Source organism: Novosphingobium sp. 11B (assembly GCF_054589055.1).
Genome location: NZ_BAAILP010000290.1, coordinates 29,263 through 32,944, shown reverse-complemented (window position 1 = coordinate 32,944; position 3,682 = coordinate 29,263). Strand labels below are relative to the sequence as shown.

The following is a 3,682-nucleotide window of genomic DNA, read 5'->3' as shown; positions in this document are numbered from 1 at the left end:
TCGGGCTGGAGCGACCGTACTGGGCCTTCCTTACCGCTTATATCGTCGCCGCGCCGCTAGCCGGCGCGGTCGTTTCCAAGGCGCTGTTCCGCGTCATCGGCACTTTCGTCGGGGCCACGGCTTCGGTGCTCATGGTGCCGCCGCTGGCCCATTCGCCGGAACTGCTGACGCTGGCGCTCGCTTCGTGGCTGGCGCTGTGCGTCTTCGTCTCCCTGCTCGATCGCACGCCGCGCGGCTATATGTTCGTTTTAGCGGGTTATACCGCTTGTCTGATCGTGCTGCCGACGGTGGAAACGCCCGACCTCATCTTCGAGGATGCCGCGCTGCGCGTTCAGGAGATCACCATTGGTATCCTGTGCGGCAGCCTGATCCACGGTATCGTCCTGCCGGGTTCGGTTTCGACGTTCCTGCTCGGCCGCGTGGCGATGATGCTGCGCGATGCCGAGCGCTGGAGTCGCGATTCGCTGGAACTGGAACCAGATCCTTCGATCGAGGCGGAAAAGCGGCGACTGGCGCAGGACGTGACCGAACTGCATCAACTTTCGATCCACTTACCGTTCGAGACCAGCCGCCTGGCCCCGCGTGTGCGCACGGTGCGGGCGCTGCAGGACCAACTTTCGCTGCTGATGCCGTTGGGTGCCGCCGTCTCCGACCGTATCGGCGCCTTACGCGAACACGATGCCATGAGCGAGGAGGCGGAGACGTTGCTTGCCGACACGCGTGACTGGCTCTCGCGGATTGAAGCGAGCCGCGAGGAGCGCGAGCAGGTCGGCGCCGACCTCAAGGCCCGTTGTGCCGCGCTTGAACCGCGGATCGATGCCGCGTCCGGCTGGGACGACATGCTCGTCCTCAGCCTGGGTTCACGGCTTTCCAGCCTGATCGAGGCGCATCTCGATTGCCGCGATCTTGCGGAACAACTCGGCACCCGCAACCGCAAGCCGGTTTCCGCGCGCATTCCGCCGTTGCTGGAAGGGCGGCGCAACCGCGAGGTTCACCGCGACTATCGCGGCGCCCTGCGCGGCGCGGCCGGTGCGGCGCTGACGATCATTCTGGGCTGCACGCTGTGGATCGGCAGCGGCTGGAACGACGGTGCCACCGCCGTCATGCTGGCGGGCGTGTTCCTGGCGCTGTTCTCGGCATCCGACAATCCGCTGTTGCCGCTGTGGATGTTCTTCAACGGCACGCTCATCGCAACGATTTTGGGCATGATCTACGCCTTCGGCATCCTGCCACGCATCGACGGTTTTCCGATGCTGGCGATGACGCTGGCGCCGCCCCTGCTGGTGCTGGGCTCGTTGATGCATTCGCCCCGCTACGCCGGTGTCGCGCTGCCTGCGCTGCTCGGCATGGGCAGCCCGTTCATCATCGCCGAGCAGTATAGCGACAACTTCGCCACGTTCGCCAACGGCTCCTTGGCTCAGCTGCTGGGCACTCTGTTCGCCATCATGATGGCGCGCCTGCTGCAGACCGCAGGGCTGGAAAGCGCCATCCGCCGCACATTGCGCGCGGGCTGGCGTGACATCGCGGAGCGTGCCAACCTCTACGGACCGCCCGACGTGCGCGGCTGGATCAACCGCATGCTCGACCGTATCGCGCTGCTCAATCCCCGCCTCGCGCTATCAGGCAAGCAGCCGGGCGCGCCGCTCTACGACGTGCTGCGCGATCTGCGCACGGGCGTGGCGATCGGCGAACTGCGCGAGCTGCGGCTCGACCTGCCGCCCGCTCGCAGCGCGCCCCTCACCAGTGTGCTGGCCGACGTGGCCGACTACTACCGCCGGCTCGAGCCCGAGCACCGTCCGCCCGCCGCGCCCGAACTGCTGGCCGACATCGATGCTGCGCTCCACGTCTTCACCCGCGACGAGGACCGGTCCGTGCGCCGCAAGGCGGCACTGGCGCTGGTCTCGCTGCGCCGTAACATCTTTCCCGAAGCCGCCGCGCTGAAAGGCCAGCCATGAACGGCGAAGTCTCCATCCTGGGCGTGTTCATGCCCACGCTCCTGCTGATCGCGGTCATCGCCTCGGTCCTGACCATGCTGCTCATGCGCGTGGCGGATTTCGTGGGGTTCTACCGCATTGTCGCCTATCGCGCGCTCGTCGACCTGTGCCTTTATGTCATGGTGTTCGGCGCGCTTTCCTTCCTTGCCACCTATTTTGGTCTCCACCCATGAAGAACCTGCTTCCCGCCATCGGCCGCAGCGCCGCTACCATCGTCATCGTCCTGCTTGCGGCCTTCATCGCATACTGGATGTGGATGCATTACGAGCGCAGTCCCTGGACCCGCGACGGCCGTGTCCGTGCCGATGTGGTGCGGGTGACACCGGACATCGGGGGGCTCGTCACATCCGTCTCGGTGCACGACAACCAGCAGGTGAAGGCCGGGGATCTCCTCTTCGTGATCGACAAGCCGCGCTATTCGCTGGCGGTGGAGCAGGCCGAGGCCAGCCTTTCCAGCGCAAGGGCGACGTTGGGGCAGGCACAGCGCGAGTCCTCGCGCGATCTGGCGCTGGGAGACCTCGTCGCCACCGAGTCGCACGAACAGAACGTCGCCAAGGTGGCCACCGCCCGCGCCGCCGTGGCCGAGGCGCAGAGCGCGCTGGACGGGGCCAGGCTCAACCTCCAGCGCACGCAGGTCCATGCCTCGGTCAACGGCACGGTGACCAACCTCGACCTGCATCCCGGCGATTACGTGGCCGCCGGTAGCCAGGCCATGGCGCTGGTCGATGGCGATTCGATCCGGGTCGAAGGCTACTTCGAGGAAACCAAGCTGCCGCTGATCCGCATCGGCGCGCCGGTGAGCGTGAAACTGATGGGCGAGGAGAACGTGCTCAAGGGGCGGGTCGAGAGCATCGCGGCAGGCATCAACGACGATACCCGCAGCGATTCGGGCAACCTTCTGCCCAATGTCGCAGCGACCTTCTCGTGGGTGCGTCTCGCCCAGCGCATCCCGGTGCGCGTGAGGCTGACGCAGGTGCCTAAGGACGTGCGCCTGATCTTGGGCCGCACCGCGACGGTCACGATCGAGCAGCATGGCGAGCAGCATGGCGAGCAGCACAGCCAGAACAAGCCCGCACCGAAGGGGAAGGTGCAGTGACCTTGCCGCGCTTCCTGTGCTCGGCAGCGCTGGCGCTCGCCTTGTCCGCCTGCGCGACAGCGGGGCCGGACTATCATCCGCCTGAGAACGCCGTCTCCAATGCGCCGGCCGCGCAAGGGACGTTCAACTCGGCAAATGGTGCGGCGTTCTCGCAGGAGCCGCTGCCGGATCACTGGTGGAAGCTCTACGACGACCCGCGCCTCGACGCGCTGGTGGAGCAGGCGCTGGCGGCCAACACCGACTTGCGTGCCGCCGACGCCAATCTCGACCGCGCCCGCGCCGTGCTGCGCGAGGCTGCTGCCGCCCGCACGCTGTCGACGGCGGTAAGCGGCGGCGTCGATTTGTCGCGCCAGTCCTCCACTGGCGTCTCGATGCCGGGCGTGGTGACCGACAATCTCGGACTTGCGTTGAGCTACCCGCTCGACCTGAAAGGCAAGCTGCGCCGAGCCATCGAGGCCAGCACCGCCGATGCCGAGGCGACCGAGGCCGCGCGCGATGCCGTGCGCGTCAGCGTCGCCGCCGCGACCACCAGCGCCTATGCCAAAGTCTGCGCCGCCAACTACCAGCTCGGGGTGACGCAGCGGGTGGTACA

4 protein-coding genes are annotated in these 3,682 nt (G+C 67.1%); all 4 read left to right on the top strand.

The window, feature by feature from the left end; all coding sequences use genetic code 11:
- On the top strand, positions 1-1,955 hold a 1,955-nt coding region (locus ACYPYD_RS25160; protein ID WP_459666215.1), incomplete at its 5' end, for an FUSC family protein.
- Positions 1,952-2,167, top strand: a complete 216-nt coding sequence (locus tag ACYPYD_RS25155; protein WP_008832633.1) for a DUF1656 domain-containing protein — start codon at positions 1,952-1,954, stop codon at positions 2,165-2,167. The genes ACYPYD_RS25160 and ACYPYD_RS25155, both read left to right, overlap by 4 nt.
- Complete coding sequence (locus tag ACYPYD_RS25150; protein ID WP_008832634.1) at positions 2,164-3,090, top strand: efflux RND transporter periplasmic adaptor subunit; 927 nt, start codon at positions 2,164-2,166, stop codon at positions 3,088-3,090. Before ACYPYD_RS25155 ends, ACYPYD_RS25150 begins: the two co-directional genes overlap by 4 nt.
- A partial coding sequence (locus ACYPYD_RS25145) for a TolC family protein (RefSeq protein ID WP_459666213.1) occupies positions 3,087-3,682 on the top strand: 596 nt, incomplete at its 3' end. The genes ACYPYD_RS25150 and ACYPYD_RS25145, both read left to right, overlap by 4 nt.

Bases quoted from the DNA above. Each gene is read 5' to 3' on its own strand.
- ACYPYD_RS25155 (WP_008832633.1), top strand. From the start codon at position 1,952: ATGAACGGCGAAGTCTCCATCCTGGGCGTGTTCATGCCCACGCTCCTG.
- ACYPYD_RS25150 (WP_008832634.1), top strand. From the start codon at position 2,164: ATGAAGAACCTGCTTCCCGCCATCGGCCGCAGCGCCGCTACCATCGTC.